This is a genomic window from Pantoea sp. Morm (genome assembly GCF_016643525.1).
Classification (GTDB): domain Bacteria; phylum Pseudomonadota; class Gammaproteobacteria; order Enterobacterales; family Enterobacteriaceae; genus Pantoea; species Pantoea dispersa.
This window is the reverse complement of record NZ_VOQX01000014.1, coordinates 1-14593: the sequence shown is the minus strand read 5'-3', so window position 1 is coordinate 14593 and position 14593 is coordinate 1. Positions and strand designations below refer to the sequence as shown.

Below are 14593 nucleotides of genomic sequence, written 5' to 3'. Positions count from 1 at the left end.
TACGGTATGTGCGACTGGCAAAATCTCTGCGTTACTGCTTCATGTTAATAACCACATTCTCCTGCCACAGGCGCGGCAGCAGTTTTGAGGTCTTATCCCAGGCAGCCTGATCTTTGATCGGACGGGCATTTTTATATTCCGACTGCGGCAGCAGTTTGGCCTGCACGTCCGCCGGCAGCGTTAAATGCTCGGCGCGGATCGGGCGCGCATAGCCTTTCGCCAGGTTGATCTGGCCCTCATCCGACAGAATGTATTCACGCGCCAGCTTCGCCGCATTCGGATGTCTGGCGTATTTGTTGATGATGGTGGTGTAGCCAGAAGTCACGGAACCGTCGGACGGGATCACCACTTCGTAGCGATTTTTATCAATCTGGTCGCGGTAGTTCAGACCGTTGAAGTCCCACACCACGGCCACCTGAATTTCGCCTTTTTCGATGTTGGCGATCACCGGGTCGGTCACGCCGAGACGGCCCTGTTTCGCCAGCTCGCCGAAGAACGCCAGCGCCGGCTTGATGTTCTTCTCGTCACCGCCCAGCGCATAGCTGGCGGCGAGGACGCCGTTTGCCGCCTGAGCAGCCGTGCCGACGTCGCCGATAGTGACCACATACTTACCTTTTTTCAGATCGGCCCAGCTGTGCGGTGCGTCTTTCACCTGCTGCTTGTCGATCAGGAAAGCGATGGTGCCGGTGTAGGCCAGCATCCAGTTGCCATCGGCGTCTTTCGCCCATGCCGGAATCTGATCCCAGTGCGTCGGTTTGTAGGGTTGCGCCACGCCTTTGGCGACGGCAATCGGACCGAAAGCGGCGCCCACGTCGCCGATATCGGCGCTGGCGTTATCCTGCTCGGCGGCAAACTTCGCCAGCTCCTGCGCCGAAGACATATCGGTATCGCTGTGCTTGAGACCGTATTTGGTGCTGAGATCGTTCCAGGTATCTTTCCAGTTGGCCCAGGTGTCAGGCATACCGACGCTGTTCACCTGGCCTTCGGCGCGCGCGGCTTTTTCCAGCGCGGCAACATCGTTATCGGCGGCATGCGCGGCGGGCAGCGCAAGCAGAACGGCACTGGCTACTACAGAAGAGATAAACGCTTTCATCTCGGTTGCTCCGGGTGTAAGTTGTGGGTCGTCGTGGTCTAGTCCAGCAAGAACCGAGCCAATGTAGCCCGGATAGATGAAGGTTTTATGACCGGGGTGTTGAAATGGGATGTGGCGCGTCGTTCCACATGCGGTTACAGCGCGCTAAAGCGTGGGATGTGCCTTGTCACATTGTAGTCATCGAACTGTCATAGTGCAGATTTGCCCCAAAATGAGGCTAAAAAAATGTCGTCGAAAACCGCAGATGTGATCGCCGCCGCACTATGCGAACGGATTGAAAACGGAGAGTTTGTCACCAGACGATTGCCGGCCGAGCGCGCGTTGAGCGAACAATATTCCACCACGCGCATCACGCTTCGTGAAGCGCTTGGCCTGCTGGAAGCGCAGGGCGTCATCTACCGCGAACTGCGGCGCGGCTGGTTTATTGCGCCGCCGCGCCTCATCTATAACCCGGCACATCACAGCCACTTTCACGCCATGGCGCTGCAGCAGGGGCGCATTGCCAGCACTGAGGTGATGGAGGCGCGCGAGGTGCCGGCGCAGCTGGCAATTGCGCGTCATCTGCAACTGCTGGAAGGCGATCAGGTGTACCGCATTCGCCGCCTGCGCCGCATTGATGGCCGCGCGGTGCTATACGTCGAGCATTACCTCAATCCGGCCTTCTTTCCCGGTCTGCTGCGTGAAGATCTCACCCGCTCGCTGACCGATCTGTATGACCAGCGCTACGGCATTCACTACGGCGGCGCACGGTTTACCATTGTGCCCGGTCCGCTTCCGGCGCGGGCGGCGCCCGCACTGAACGTGGCGAGCGGTACGCCCGGCCTGCTGATTACGCGTATCAACCGTGACCAGCATAAGCGGGTGATTGACTGCGACTGCGAGTACTGGCGTTATGACGCGCTGTGCGTTGATGTTGAGGTGTGATGTATTGTGATTTAGATCACATTACAGCATGATAGCGCCAGAAGAATCTCGTCATCTGAGGCGCAAAATAATGACAACAAAACCAGCGGCGGGGCAGCTTATTGCTTCGGTATTACAGTGGGTACTGAACATTGGCCTGGTGATTCTGGCCGTTATTCTGGTGGTGTTTCTCGGTAAAGAGACCATTCACCTGGCGAATGTGCTGTTCAGCACCGGTGAGCAGGCGTCTTCGTATCTGCTGATCGAAGGCATTGTGATCTACTTTCTCTATTTCGAGTTTATCGCGCTGATTGTGAAGTACTTTCAGTCCGGCTATCACTTTCCGCTGCGCTACTTCGTCTATATCGGCATCACGGCGATTATTCGTCTGATCATTGTCGATCATAAAAATCCTTTCGATACGTTGTGCTACTCGGCGGCCATTTTGATTCTGGTGGTGACGCTGTGGCTGGCCAACAGTAACCGCCTGAAACGCGAGTAATTCCTCCCGCGACGCCAGCGTGGCACAAGCAGATGTGTCACGCTGAGCGCGGTGCGCTACACTAGGGCAACTTTTTTACCGGAGATGTCCTGATGTCGCATGACGCGCTGCGCCAGTTACGCGCACTGCACTGGCTGCCAGCCTCTTCCCCGTTACTTTCACCGCCGCTGCTTGACTGGCTGCTGGAAGAAGACTCAATGACGCGCCGCTTTGAGCAGCACTGCCAGCAGGTTACCGTACAACTGCTGCGGGAAGCGTTCATTACCGCCGATGAGATGCCGCAGGAAGCAGCGTTTTTGCCTGCCGACACGCGTTTCTGGCTGCGTGAAATCGTGCTGTGCGGTGACAATGAACCCTGGCTGATTGGCCGTACCGTGGTGCCGGAGAGCACGCTGAACGGCCCGGAACAGATGCTGCAAAATCTCGGCACGCGACCGCTGGGACGCTACCTGTTTTCCTCCTCGACGCTGAGCCGCGATTTTATCGATCCGGGCCAGATTGATGACCTGTGGGGACGCCGCTCGCGGCTGCGCCTGTCCGGAAAACCGCTGCTGTTAACTGAACTGTTTTTACCGGCGTCGCCGCTGTACCGCGCGCTGAAGCAAGGATAACGCCCCGTGCAAAAGACTTTAACCATGAGCAAATGGCAGGCCTATAGTCGCCTGATGCGTATTGATAAACCGATTGGCACGCTGCTGCTGCTGTGGCCGACACTGTGGGCGCTGTGGCTATCAGGCATGGCGATTCCGCCGCTGTCGGTGCTGCTGGTGTTCGTCCTCGGCGTGTTTGTGATGCGTGCGGCGGGCTGCGTGATCAACGATTATGCCGACCGTAACGTCGACGGCCACGTGAAACGCACCGCCGCGCGGCCGTTAGCCAGCGGCGCGGTAACGGAGAAAGAGGCGAAACTGCTGTTCGCCGGCCTCGGTCTGCTGGCGTTCCTGCTGGTGCTGACCATGAACCGCATGACCATTCTGCTGTCATTTGGCGGGCTGGCGCTGGCGTGGGTTTATCCCTTTATGAAGCGTTATACCCATCTGCCGCAGGTGGTGCTGGGCGCGGCGTTTGGCTGGGCGATTCCGATGGGCTGGGCGGCGGTTAGTGAGTCCTTACCCTTTGTCTGCTGGCTGGTGTTTCTCGCCAATATTTGCTGGACGGTGGCTTATGACACCCAGTACGCCATGGTTGACCGCGACGACGATCTGAAGATTGGCGTGAAATCCACGGCGATTCTGTTTGGGCGTTACGACAAGCTGATTATCGGGTTGTTACAGCTGGCCGCGCTGGGCCTGATGGCGCTGGTGGGCATTTTACTGCATCTGAACGGTGCGTTTTACTGGTCGCTGCTGCTGGCGGGCGGGCTGTTTGTGCATCAGCAGAAACTGATTGCCGGGCGTGAACGTGAGCTGTGCTTCCAGGCATTCCTCAACAACAACTACGTTGGCCTGGTGCTGTTTATTGGCGTGCTGCTTAATACCCAGCCGTTTGTTGCGCTGTTCTGATGGTGGGGTGATTAACCCCGGCGGCGTGCCGGTCGCCGCAGTGGGAAGCGCGTTCTTTTCGCGCCTGAATTCTGAAAATGAAACCGCGGCGCAATCTGGCGTGTGACAGATGCGCCGTGGTTTTCAGTCGCCCATTAGTCGTGCGCCACGGCACTCTCAATGGTCAGACGGACATCGCTGGTGACCAGTTCGGCCAGCATCTGCCACATCATATTGGTACGTTCAGCATCCGCATCACCGGAATCACTGATATAGCCTTCATCACGCAGCGACAGCACCAGCGCGGTAAAGACCGCCTTATCAAAGAACTCCGGCGCATTGATACCGTGCAGCACTGACAGACGCTGAGCCAGCGTGCGGCTCTCTTTCTCCAGCGTGCCACGGTTAATGGTCGGCTTGGCGCTGAGAATGGCGAAGGTAATGGCAAAACGCTGCAGCGTTTCACGAATCCCGGCCGCCAGCAGCTGCAGCGTACGGTAACGCGCCGCACTCATTTTCAGCTGGCCTTCCTGTACGGTAATCAGCCCCTGCCGCGCCATTTCGGCGCAGAGCGCATTCAGCAGGGCCGGCAGTTCGGCACTGTCCCAGCGCAGGAACAGTTCGCTCTTCAGCATCGGATAGACCAGGCTGACCTGACGCAGCAGTTCCGCCTCGCTGATCTCCCGATGCTGCTGCACGATAGCGGCAATCAGCGACGGCATCACCAGCATATGGTGGATGTTGTTGCGATAGTAGGTCATCAGCACCGCCTGCTCGCGCGGCAGAATGATGATCTCGCCAATACTGTCCTGCTCGGTCTCGAACTTGTTCATACCCATGGCGTGATCGAGCAGCGCTTCAGCGCTGAGATCCGGCACGGTTGACTCGGGTGAGTACGGCACATTGCGCAGCAGCTGGGTGTAGCACTCCAGCTGTTCCGTCAGCTGTTCACGCGTCAGCGAACGCTGGCGCGATGCCAGCAGCGCGGTCACGCACAGGTTCATGGCGTTGGCCGCGCCGGCTTCGTTGATGCGTACCATCAGACGTGCCGCGATATCATTCACCACCGGCGTCATCCACGCCGGACGCTGGGGATCGATAGGGTCAATCGCGTCGCGCCACTCCGGAACCTGTTTGTTGAGATAGTTAACCAGCGACAGCGGCTCACCGAAGTTCACATAGCCCTGGCCGAGGTTACGCAGCTTGCGCAGGCCGCGCACCATCTGCATAAAGCCCTCTTTCTCTTTTGCGGCACCGCGCAGCTCTTTGGCATAAGTGCCGACTTCCATCACGTGCTCATAACCGATGTAGATTGGCACAAAGGTGATAGGACGGCTGCCGCCGCGCAGCAGCGCCTGTAACGTCATCGACAGCGTGCCGGTTTTCGGGTCGAGCAGACGGCCAGTACGTGAGCGCCCGCCTTCAACAAAATACTCAACCGAATAGCCGCGGCTGAACAGCTCGCCCAGATACTCGCGGAACACCGTGGAGTAGAGCTTGTTGCCTTTGAAGGTACGACGAATAAAGAAGGCACCGAGGCGACGGAAAATCGGTCCGGCTGGCCAGAAGTTGAGATTGATACCGGCAGCAATGTGCGGCGGTACCAGGCCCTGATGATAGAGCACGTAGGACAGCAGCAGATAATCCATGTGGCTGCGGTGGCAGGGCACGTAAACAATTTCGTGACCATCCTGCGCCAGCTGGCGCACGCGTTCGCCGCCGTGCACGTTAATGCCCTGATAGAGCCGACTCCACAGCCAGCCCATCACACGGTCAGTCACGCGGATCGCTTCGTACGAGAAATCCGCCGCCACTTCTTCCATCATTTCGATGGCGTTCTGCTGCGCTTTTTCATGCGAAATTTTCTTGCTGCGCGCTTCGTCTTCAACCGCTTTCTCAATCGCTTTGGACTGCAGCAGCTTGTTGAACAGATCCTGGCGTGCCGGCAGACGCGGGCCGACGGCTGCCAGCCGCTGGCGGGCAAAATGAATGCGCGCGACACGTGCCAGTTTCTGCGCGATCGACTGATCGGTACCGTGTTCGGTGGCCATCTGACGCAGTGAAACCGTGGGTGAGAAGCGGACAAAGCTGTCGCGGCCGTGCCACAGGATGGCAAAGAACTTCTGTATACCGTTAAGAATACGCAGATGTGGCGTCGGTTCGCCCTGAATTTCACGGCCTGGCGCCCGGCCAAACATCACGGAAACCGGCAGCATCTGTACGTCCAGCGCCGCATTGTTGCGGTGCAGATCGAGATAGTCATGGAACAGCTTGACCGACTCCGGGTTCGCCACGAAATAGGGGAAGACGCGCGGCCCATCGTGAATAAATACGTGGCGCGGCAGCAGGGTGCCGTCAATCTCCAGCGGCGCCAGCGGATCCGGCAGATCGTGCTTCAGGCACTGTGCGCGTAGCGTGAGCAGGTCTGCCTTTGAATCATAAGGCAAAACATACATCACCGGACGGGTCGGATCGATACCGTGTTCCGAGATCGGATCGGTCGGAATGACCTTACTTTTTACCAAAATAGAGAGTGGTAAATTCAACAATTTGTAATAGAGTTTACGCCAACCTGACATAGACAACTTGAAGCCTCTTGTTAGCAAAGCGCGGCAAGCATACCAGAAAGTGCGGCGAAGATCTGTGGCTGTGCCACCTCGCGCGCCCAGACATTGACGTCAAAAACAGTTAAGGGTTCCACAACATGGCAAATAACGTCACCGGTTTCCTGAGAATCATTAAAGCCGCCGGTTATTCCTGGCAGGGGCTGCGCGCTGCCTGGCAGCATGAAGCCGCTTTTCGCCAGGAGGCGATTGCCGCACTGGTCGCGGTTGCCATCGCCTGCTGGCTGGATGTCGATGCCATCACGCGTGTGTTGCTGATTGGCTCGGTGGTGCTGGTGGTCATTGTTGAGATCCTTAATAGTGCCATCGAAGCCGTGGTGGACCGCATCGGTCAGGAGCGCCATCCGCTGGCGGGACGCGCCAAAGACATGGGCTCGGCGGCGGTACTGCTGGCTATCTTACTGGCTCTGTTTGTCTGGATCGCGCTGCTTTGGTCGCATTTGCGATAAACATTCCACATTCATCAAGCCGCTGATTTTTCCCTCTGTTTCGGTTTTCATTTCGCCAATACCTGTATATACTCACAGCGACTGTATAAACAACCAGGGGGCGGGATGAAAGCGTTAACCAGCAGGCAGCAACAGGTCTATGACCTGATTCGCGACCATATTAATCAGACCGGCATGCCGCCAACGCGTGCTGAAATTGCTTCGCAACTGGGCTTCCGCTCGCCTAACGCTGCTGAAGAGCACCTGAAAGCGCTGGCGCGTAAAGGTGTCATTGAAATCGTCTCCGGTGCATCGCGCGGTATCCGCCTGCTGATGGAAGAAGAGGCGAGTGAAGGGCTGCCACTGATCGGTCGCGTCGCCGCCGGTGAACCGCTGCTGGCGCAGGAACATATCGAAGCCCACTATCAGGTTGACGCCAACCTGTTCAAACCCTCTGCCGATTTCCTGCTGCGCGTCAGCGGTATGTCGATGAAAGATATCGGCATTATGGACGGTGATCTGCTCGCGGTGCATAAAACACAGGAAGTGCGCAATGGCCAGGTGGTGGTTGCGCGTATTGATGATGAAGTCACGGTGAAACGCTGGAAGAAGCAGGGCGCGATTGTCCAGCTGCTGCCGGAAAACAATGATTTCCAGCCGATTGTCGTGGATACCCGTGAACAGTCGCTGACCGTGGAAGGGCTGGCCGTAGGCATCGTGCGCAACGGCGAGTGGCTCTGAAACCCGGTTGATCTCCCCCGCTGCGGCGGCGCACGCGCGCTGGCCGCAGTCTGCTTTAATCATACTTTTGTTCCCGGCCCGTAAGGCGCTCGCTCAGGCCGACTACCGTAACCCTCGGGATGGGGCTGATGCAGCTATTTTCCTCTTCTGATAAAGCGCTGTGGCGACTGGCGTTGCCAATGATCCTCTCCAATATCACCGTGCCGCTGCTCGGCGTGGTCGATACCGCCGTGATTGGCCATCTTGATAGCCCGATCTACCTCGGCGGCGTGGCCGTAGGCACCACGGCAACCAGCTTCATCTTTATGCTGCTGCTGTTTCTGCGTATGAGCACCACCGGTTTAACCGCGCAGGCCTTCGGGGCCGGCGATAAACAGGCACTGGCGCGCGCACTTATGCAGCCGCTGCTGATCGCCCTCGCCGCCGGGTTGCTGCTGGCGCTGCTGCGTTCTCCTGTCAGTAGCCTGGCGGCAACGCTGATGGGCGGCAGCGCGGAAGTCCAGCAGCAGGCGCAAATCTTCATTGAAATCCGCTGGCTGAGCGCACCAGCTACGCTGGCTAACCTGGTGATTCTCGGCTGGCTGCTGGGCGTGCAGTATGCGCGTGCGCCGATGGTTCTGCTGATTGTCGGAAACCTGGTCAACATCCTGCTCGATCTGCTGCTGGTGCTGAAATTGCACTGGGGCGTTGCCGGTGCCGCCGCCGCCACGGCGCTGGCCGAATACGTGACGCTGGCAGTGGGATTATGGATGGTGGCGCGCGTGCTGAAACTGCGCGGCATCGATTTTAAACTACTGAAAAACAGCTGGCGCGGTGACGCGGCGCGGTTATTTCGCCTTAATCGCGACATCATGCTGCGCTCGCTCATGCTGCAGATCTGCTTCGCCTCGCTGACCCTGCTGGGTGCACGCATCGGACCGGATGTGGTTGCGGTCAATGCGGTGCTGTTGATGTTCCTGACGTTTACTGCCTATGCGCTGGACGGCTTTGCTTACGCTGTGGAAGCCTGCTCGGGTGAAGCTGTAGGGGCAAAAGATCGCAGCCGGCTGCTGCTGATCTGGCATGCCGCCTGTCGCCAGGCGGGTATCGTTGCGCTGCTGTTTGCGCTTATTTATGCGCTTAGCGGCGCGCACATTGTTGCGCTGCTTACCTCGCTGCAGCCGCTGCGTGAGATGGCCGATCGCTTTCTGCTGTGGCAGGTAATTTTACCGCTGGTCGGCGTCTGGTGTTACCTGCTGGACGGCATGTTCATCGGCGCGACACGCGGCCGCGAAATGCGAAACAGCATGATCATGGCTGCAGCAGGTTTCGGCATCACTTTGCTGACGCTGCCGTGGTTAGGGAATCACGGTTTATGGCTGGCGATCACGGTGTTTCTGGCGCTGCGCGGCCTGACGCTGGGATGGATGTGGCGCCGCCACTGGCAGCGTGACAGCTGGTTCAGCCAGCCATAAGCACAGCGCAGGCACCAGAATAATCTGTAATTTCGTGCACAATCCGAAGCGGCTACTATAATTATCTCAAACGGCGCAGATAAGCAGCGCGTTATATGGTTATTTCCGGCATTACATGAGAAATACACCATCTCACTCAGGAAGACGTGGAGGATTGTTATGAACAAAGACGAAGCGAGCGGAAACTGGAAGCAGTTTAAAGGGAAGTTTAAAGAGAAATGGGGCAAGTTGACCGATGACGATTTGACCGTGATCGAAGGGAAGCGCGATCAGCTAGTGGGTAAAATCCAGGAACGTTACGGTTACGCCAAAGATGAAGCTGAGCGTGAATTGAAAGACTGGGAAAGTCAAAACAAAGATTACCGCTGGTAAGTCTCCCGCTTTAAGGATGATGCTCCTACCCGCTGATCGTTACGATCGGCCTGGCACACGGACGTGCCAGTTACCCTTTACGCACCTTCTTCTTACTTTCCACTTCATGATCGTGCTGACAGCTACCCGGCTGCGTGCAGGCTGCCACTTCGGCACAGTTTTCACACAGGCCGTGCGCCTCAATAACGCTATGACGTAAGGTAAAACCCGCCTGATCGGCCAACCCGGCGATGATCTTTTCCACGCCGTGCGCGTGCTTCTCACTGACGGCGGCACAGTTGTCGCACACCAGCATCACCGATGTGTGCGCCGGCTCGTCGAAATGGTGGCACACCACATAACTGTTATTTGACTCCACCCGATGAATAAATCCCTGCTCCAGCAGGAAATCCAGCGCGCGATAAATAGTCGGTGGTTTCGCCTGGGGTTCACTGATGCGCAGCTGGTCCAGCAAATCGTAAGCGCTAATGGAACCGTTCTGCTCCGCCATCAGGCGCAGCACTTCTGCGCGCTGCGTAGTGAGGCGCACGCCACGGTCAAGGCACAGAGATTCAGCCTGCGTGAGCAGTTGTTCGGGCGTGAGGTTTGGCATAAGCATTCTCCAGGTGATGGGTGATGTTATTTTATCACACAAACTTTTACGCTGCTGCCATTGCTTTTTTACCTGATATCATCCAGGAAATGTCTGTCTTTCAGCCACTTATCTGCCGCGTTGCGCCCTGGTACCTCCTTCTGTTAAGCCATGCTTTTCCTTCCTGAGTTTTTTCTCACAGGTTAACCCATCTTTTTGCTTTGCAACTCACTGACTTAGTGGCTATGGTTCAAAAGGTTTTAAGTAATTTCTGGCATCAATTTAGCTGACGTTCATATTTCTGCATAAAACAACAGCAGAATGGTGCGGGCGTGACCAATTCTGCGAATAGCAATGCTAATTCCTTTCAATTCACAGCAATAAAGCGTTAGCCAGCGTTCAGAATAGGGCTAATAAACTATTCCGTCGTAGAGACAGTCAACGACAATTAAAAGGTGATGGCAGACTCATGGTGAAGACATTATTCAGACGCAAGAAAATTGCTTATGTTGTTGGTTTTAATGCGGTATTTGTTACCTCATCAGCATTTGCTGCTGGCACCTGGTACGATGCGCGTAACGATGCCATGGGGGGAACCGGTGTCGCTTCCTCAACCTGGAGCTCGGCAGTGCTGGCTAACCCGGCATTGATGACCAAAGCGCAGCCTGAAGATAACGTCAGCATCATTTTTCCTTCAGCCGGTGTGCAGATTACTGACAAAGACAAATTAGTGGATCGCGTAGACGAGATTACTGATACGGTGGACCGCTATCGTGACGTGATCAACAACATCACGCTGCCGGAGATCATCAATGGCGCGCCTCAGGTCAGAGCGGCGGCAGGTGATATGGCCAATCAGCTGCGCGATCTGCGCGGTGATAAAGCGAATGGCACCGCAGGCGTGGCGTTAGCCGTCAGCATTCCCAACGAGACCCTTCCTTTCGCCTTCATCACTAAAGCCTACGGCACGGCACACATCCGCGCTAACGTGGTACAGAGCGATATCGATTATCTGGATCAGGTCGCAAATGGCCGCATTCCCTTGCCGGGCGACCAAAATAATCTGCGATCCAGCGCCAACGGCCTGGCTGCGCTGATCACCGATTACGGTGTCGCAATGGCACATGAGTTCACCATCGCCGGTCACCCGGTCTCCGTTGGCGTCACGCCGAAGCTGCAGAAAACCTGGCTGTATAACTACACCGCCAGCGTTTATAACTACGACAAGAATGATATTAACGACAGCCGCTATCGCAGCACCGATACCGGTTTCAACGTCGATGCCGGTATCGCTACCGACTTCGCGGAGAACTGGACCTTCGGCGTGACCGGGCAGAACCTGGTCTCGCGCGATATCGACACCAAAGAGGTTAACGGCTATCGCGATACGTATCAGATTCGCCCACTGGTAACCACCGGACTGGCGTGGAATCGCGGACCCTTTACTCTGACCGGCGATGTCGATCTGACCGAAACCAAACGTTTTAAATCGCAGGAGAGCAGTCAGTACGCTGGCGTGGGTGGTGAATATCGCGTGCTGGACTGGCTGGCGCTGCGTGCCGGCTATCGCGCGGATATGAAGTCGAATGACACCGATGTGTTTACGGCCGGTCTCGGCGTGTCGCCGTTCAACAACGCGGTGCATCTGGACCTGGCCGGTTCGGTCGGCAAAGACAATACCTGGGGGGCCATGGTGCAGCTCGGGTTTAACTTCTGACCACACGATGACGGGCGGCTGTGTCGCCCGTCACAGCTGTGATATCATTGCGCAGTTTCTCATCACTTAACTGCGGATTTACTGCGTTTCATGACCGATACATTCTCTTCGCAACGTTTCTCCATCGCCCCAATGCTGGACTGGACCGACCGTCACTGTCGCTATTTTCACCGTCAGCTGAGCGGCGACACGCTGCTGTACACCGAAATGGTGACCACCGGCGCCATCATCCACGGCAAAGGCGACTATCTGGCCTATAGCGAGGCGGAGCATCCGCTGGCGCTGCAGCTGGGCGGTAGCGATCCGGCCGCGCTGGCAACCTGTGCAAAGCTGGCAGAAGCGCGCGGATACGATGAGATCAACCTGAACGTCGGTTGTCCGTCCGATCGGGTACAGAACGGCCGTTTTGGCGCGTGCCTGATGGGTGAGGCGGCGCTGGTCGCGGACTGTATCAAAGCGATGCGCGATGTGGTCAGCATTCCGGTCACGGTGAAAACCCGCATCGGTATTGACGACCAGGATAGCTACGCCTTCCTGTGCGATTTTGTCGGCACCGTGGCGCAGCAGGGCGGTTGTGATACGTTCATTATTCATGCGCGTAAAGCGTGGCTGTCGGGTCTCAGCCCGAAAGAGAACCGTGAAATTCCACCGCTCGATTATCCGCGTGTTTACCAGCTGAAGCGGGATTTCCCGGCGCTGACCATGGCGATCAACGGCGGCGTTAAGACGCTCGATGAGGCCAAAGCGCATCTGCAGCACCTGGACGGCGTGATGATGGGGCGCGAGGCCTATCAAAATCCCGGCATTCTGGCGCAGGTTGATCGCCAGCTGTTTGGCCGCGAGACACCGGTGGCCGATCCGGTCGCCGTGGTGCGTTCCATGTACCCTTACATCGAAGCCGAACTGGCACAGGGCACCTATCTGGGACACATTACGCGCCACATGCTGGGCCTGTTCCAGGGCATTCCCGGCGCGCGCCAGTGGCGCCGTCACCTGAGCGAAAATGCCCACAAACCGGGCGCCGACGTCCGCGTGCTGGAAGCGGCGCTGGCGCTGGTGGCCGACCGCATTGTGCAGGAAGCCTGATCCCGCGAGCCGGCCTGGTCAGGCTGGCAGGACGGTTTGAACCGCACGGTTTCATCGTGCGGTTTTTAATTCACCAGCAGTTAGTCAATTTCACCAAATCAACGTCCCCTCCGTCTTGCATCTAAGCGATAATTCAATGGCTTAGCGATCGTTACGACCTGGCACGTATCTTGTAATACCTTCTGCATTACTGATACAGGAGAGCGCTCGTGGAAATATTATTCGTTATCGGCTTTTTTATGATGCTGCTGCTGACAGGCGTATCGCTGCTGGGCGTGATCGCCGCGCTGGTGGTGGCCACCGTGGTGATGTTTCTCGGCGGGCTGTTTGCGCTTGTTATAAAATTGTTGCCGTGGCTGGTGCTGGCGGTGGTCGCCGTGTGGCTTTATCGCGCATTTACCACGCCGCAGGGAGAGGTGAAACTTAACCGGCTGAAAAGGAAAATCAGCAACTTAGAGAAGAGAAGCTGGCGCTAAATGCGGTTACGATCACAGAGTTGGTGATTGCTTAGTACGAATTCGCAATTAAACATATTTTTTACTTATGTTTTCTGTCAGGATAGGTAAAGAAATTCAGACGAATTCATCGCCGCTGTCCCTACACCAGCGCGAACTATAAAAAAGAAAGAAAAGGGCTTCCTTCGGGAAGCCCTTCATCATTTCTGCTATCAGGGAATTAACAGGCTGGAACCCTGAGTGGCACGACTCTCCAGCACCTGATGCGCACGTACCGCATCGCTCAGGGCAAATTTCTGCTGCTCCGGCACGTTAAGCTGAATAGCGCGGCTGGCGATAAGCGAAAACAGTTCGCCGCTGGCGCGATCGAGCTCTTCACGGTTGGTGATATAGCCAAACAGGGAAGGGCGGGTGACAAACAGCGAGCCTTTCTTGTTAAGAATGCCGAGGTCAACGCCGGTCACCGGGCCGGAGGCATTACCAAAGCTCACCATCAGGCCGTGGCGGCGCAGGCTGTCGAGGGACGGTTCCCAGGTATCTTTGCCCACTGAGTCGTACACTACCGCCACTTTTTCACCGTTGGTCAGTTCGCTGACGCGCTGGGCGATATCCTCTTCGCGATAATTGATGGTGGCCCAGGCGCCGGCATCTTTGGCGATCTGCGCTTTCTCCGCAGACCCGACGGTGCCAATCAAATGCGCGCCCAGCGCTTTCGCCCACTGGCAGGCAATCAGGCCCACGCCGCCCGCGGCGGCATGAAACAGGAAAATTTCATCGGCTTTTACTTTGTACGTCTGACGCAGCAGATACTGCACCGTCAGGCCCTTGAGGAAAGAGGCCGCAGCCTGCTCAAAGCTGATGCTGTCCGGCAGAATCACCAGCCGATCTTCCGCCACATTGTGCAGCTCGCTGTAGGCACCCAGCGCGGCCTGGCAATACACCACGCGATCGCCCGGCTTGAAACGCGAAACCGCGCTACCCACTTTTTTCACGATGCCTGCCGCTTCAGTGCCCAGGCCGGACGGCAGCGAGGAGACCGGATACAATCCGCTGCGCACGTAGGTATCGATATAGTTAATACCAATCGCCTTGTTCTCCACCTGAACTTCATGGTCGGCGGGATCGGCTAGTGTGAAATCGACCCATTGCAATACCTCCGGGCCACC

Annotated in this window: 15 protein-coding genes; 11 read left to right on the top strand and 4 right to left on the bottom strand. The window is 56.9% G+C overall.

The features are described 5' to 3' along the window. Positions 1-31 precede the first annotated feature (31 nt). On the bottom strand, positions 32-1093 hold the full coding sequence (locus FT726_RS07280; RefSeq protein ID WP_058770009.1) for an ABC transporter substrate-binding protein: 1062 nt from the start codon (positions 1091-1093) through the stop codon (positions 32-34). Positions 1094-1318: 225 nt separating this feature from the next. Between FT726_RS07280 and FT726_RS07275 the strand changes: the two genes are divergently transcribed. The 4 genes from FT726_RS07275 to ubiA all read left to right on the top strand — a co-directional run bounded on the left by FT726_RS07275 (position 1319) and on the right by ubiA (position 4000). After that, positions 1319-2017 (top strand): UTRA domain-containing protein, encoded by a 699-nt coding sequence (locus FT726_RS07275; protein ID WP_021507862.1) that lies wholly within the window; start codon positions 1319-1321, stop codon positions 2015-2017. 70 nt (positions 2018-2087) lie between these two features. Continuing rightward, positions 2088-2498: a phosphate-starvation-inducible protein PsiE gene (gene psiE / locus FT726_RS07270; RefSeq protein WP_010616618.1), complete on the top strand. Its 411-nt coding sequence runs from the start codon at positions 2088-2090 to the stop codon at positions 2496-2498. Positions 2499-2590: 92 nt separating this feature from the next. After that, positions 2591-3109, top strand: a complete 519-nt coding sequence (ubiC, locus tag FT726_RS07265; RefSeq protein WP_010616617.1) for a chorismate lyase — start codon at positions 2591-2593, stop codon at positions 3107-3109. Positions 3110-3133: 24 nt separating this feature from the next. After that, a complete protein-coding gene (ubiA, locus tag FT726_RS07260) occupies positions 3134-4000 on the top strand; it encodes a 4-hydroxybenzoate octaprenyltransferase (protein ID WP_021507861.1) in 867 nt (288 codons plus the stop codon). 134 nt (positions 4001-4134) lie between these two features. On the opposite strand, the gene plsB is transcribed toward ubiA, so the two are convergent. After that, on the bottom strand, positions 4135-6558 hold the full coding sequence (gene plsB / locus FT726_RS07255; RefSeq protein ID WP_031279763.1) for a glycerol-3-phosphate 1-O-acyltransferase PlsB: 2424 nt from the start codon (positions 6556-6558) through the stop codon (positions 4135-4137). Positions 6559-6683: 125 nt separating this feature from the next. On the opposite strand from plsB, the gene FT726_RS07250 reads away from it, so the two are divergent. The 4 genes from FT726_RS07250 (at position 6684) to FT726_RS07235 (ending at position 9598) form a co-directional block, all read left to right on the top strand. Beyond that, positions 6684-7052 carry a diacylglycerol kinase gene (locus FT726_RS07250; protein ID WP_021507859.1) on the top strand — a complete coding sequence of 123 codons (369 nt, stop codon included), beginning with the start codon at positions 6684-6686 and terminating at the stop codon, positions 7050-7052. A 105-nt stretch (positions 7053-7157) separates the two neighbouring features. Beyond that, positions 7158-7772 (top strand): transcriptional repressor LexA, encoded by a 615-nt coding sequence (lexA, locus tag FT726_RS07245; RefSeq protein WP_031279762.1) that lies wholly within the window; start codon positions 7158-7160, stop codon positions 7770-7772. Between the two features lie 128 nt (positions 7773-7900). Beyond that, positions 7901-9226 carry an MATE family efflux transporter DinF gene (gene dinF, locus FT726_RS07240; RefSeq protein WP_125309264.1) on the top strand — a complete coding sequence of 442 codons (1326 nt, stop codon included), beginning with the start codon at positions 7901-7903 and terminating at the stop codon, positions 9224-9226. 159 nt (positions 9227-9385) lie between these two features. Next, complete coding sequence (locus tag FT726_RS07235) at positions 9386-9598, top strand: CsbD family protein (RefSeq protein ID WP_021507857.1); 213 nt, start codon at positions 9386-9388, stop codon at positions 9596-9598. Between the two features lie 70 nt (positions 9599-9668). Here FT726_RS07235 and zur read toward each other — a convergent pair whose 3' ends face one another. Then, positions 9669-10190, bottom strand: a complete 522-nt coding sequence (gene zur / locus FT726_RS07230) for a zinc uptake transcriptional repressor Zur (RefSeq protein WP_088515725.1) — start codon at positions 10188-10190, stop codon at positions 9669-9671. A 448-nt stretch (positions 10191-10638) separates the two neighbouring features. Here zur and traF point away from each other — a divergent pair, with 448 nt between their 5' ends. The 3 genes from traF to pspG all read left to right on the top strand — a co-directional run bounded on the left by traF (position 10639) and on the right by pspG (position 13448). Continuing rightward, the gene (traF, locus tag FT726_RS07225) at positions 10639-11886 is read left to right on the top strand and encodes a conjugal transfer protein TraF (RefSeq protein ID WP_058780893.1); all 1248 of its coding nucleotides are present in this window, start codon (positions 10639-10641) and stop codon (positions 11884-11886) included. Between the two features lie 90 nt (positions 11887-11976). After that, positions 11977-12972 (top strand): tRNA dihydrouridine(20/20a) synthase DusA, encoded by a 996-nt coding sequence (gene dusA / locus FT726_RS07220; RefSeq protein ID WP_058770015.1) that lies wholly within the window; start codon positions 11977-11979, stop codon positions 12970-12972. A gap of 209 nt (positions 12973-13181) precedes the next feature. After that, a complete protein-coding gene (gene pspG, locus FT726_RS07215; RefSeq protein ID WP_058780892.1) occupies positions 13182-13448 on the top strand; it encodes an envelope stress response protein PspG in 267 nt (88 codons plus the stop codon). Between the two features lie 191 nt (positions 13449-13639). Here the strand turns inward: pspG and FT726_RS07210 are convergent. Then, positions 13640-14593, bottom strand: a 954-nt coding sequence (locus FT726_RS07210; protein ID WP_346302625.1) for a quinone oxidoreductase, incomplete at its 5' end; no start/stop codon positions are given.